This is a genomic window from Thiohalocapsa sp. ML1 (assembly GCF_001469165.1).
Taxonomy (GTDB): domain Bacteria; phylum Pseudomonadota; class Gammaproteobacteria; order Chromatiales; family Chromatiaceae; genus Thiohalocapsa.
The window spans coordinates 1-1,180 of sequence record NZ_JABX01000118.1; the positions used below are offsets into that span (position 1 = coordinate 1).

The following is a 1,180-nucleotide window of genomic DNA, read 5'->3' on the forward strand; positions in this document are numbered from 1 at the left end:
TCTTCGCGACCACGCCCGCACCGACGGTACGGCCGCCTTCGCGCACGGCAAAGCGCAGCCCCTCTTCCATGGCGATCGGCGCAATCAGGCTGACCGTCATCTTCACGTTGTCTCCCGGCATCACCATCTCGATGCCCTCCGGCAGCTCGCAGGCGCCGGTGACGTCCGTGGTGCGGAAGTAGAACTGCGGCCGATAGCCGTTGAAAAACGGCGTGTGCCGACCGCCTTCTTCTTTGCTCAGCACGTACACCTCAGCCTCGAACTTGGTGTGCGGGGTGATGCTGCCGGGCTTGGCCAGCACCTGTCCGCGCTCGACATCGTCGCGCTTGGTGCCGCGCAGCAGCACACCGATGTTGTCGCCGGCCTGGCCCTGGTCGAGCAGCTTGCGGAACATCTCAACACCGGTGCAGGTGGTCTTGACGGTGTCGCGGATGCCGACGATCTCGACCTCTTCGCCGACCTTGACGATGCCGCGCTCGACGCGCCCAGTGACGACGGTGCCGCGCCCGGAGATGGAGAAGACGTCTTCGATCGGCATCAGGAAGGCGCCGTCGATGGGCCGCTCGGGCTCGGGAATGTAGCTGTCGAGCGCGTCCATCAGCTTGACGATGGATTGCGTGCCGATCTCACCTTCGTCGCCCTCAAGCGCAAGCTTGGCGGAGCCGGTGATGATCGGGGTGTCATCGCCCGGGAAGTCGTAGCTGGAGAGCAGCTCGCGCACTTCCATCTCGACCAGCTCCAACAGCTCGGCGTCGTCCACCATGTCGGCCTTGTTCAGGTAGACGATGATGTAGGGCACACCCACCTGGCGCGACAGCAAGATATGCTCGCGCGTCTGCGGCATCGGGCCATCGGCGGCCGACACCACGAGAATGGCACCGTCCATCTGCGCCGCACCAGTGATCATGTTCTTCACGTAGTCGGCGTGCCCGGGGCAGTCAACGTGTGCGTAGTGGCGCTTGTCCGACTCGTATTCCACGTGCGCCGTGGCAATGGTGATGCCGCGCTCGCGCTCCTCGGGGGCGTTGTCGATCTGGTCGTAGGCCTTCGCCTCACCGCCAAACTTCTTCGCCTGCGTCACCGTGATCGCCGCTGTCAGCGTCGTCTTCCCATGGTCCACGTGACCAATCGTGCCCACGTTCACGTGCGGCTTCTTGCGCTCGAATTTTGCTTTGGACAT

1 protein-coding gene is annotated in these 1,180 nt (G+C 64.1%); it reads right to left on the reverse strand.

The annotated features are described in order from the left end of the window. Positions 1–1,180, reverse strand: a 1,180-nt coding sequence (gene tuf / locus ML01_RS26590; RefSeq protein WP_058558379.1) for an elongation factor Tu, incomplete at its 3' end; no start/stop codon positions are given.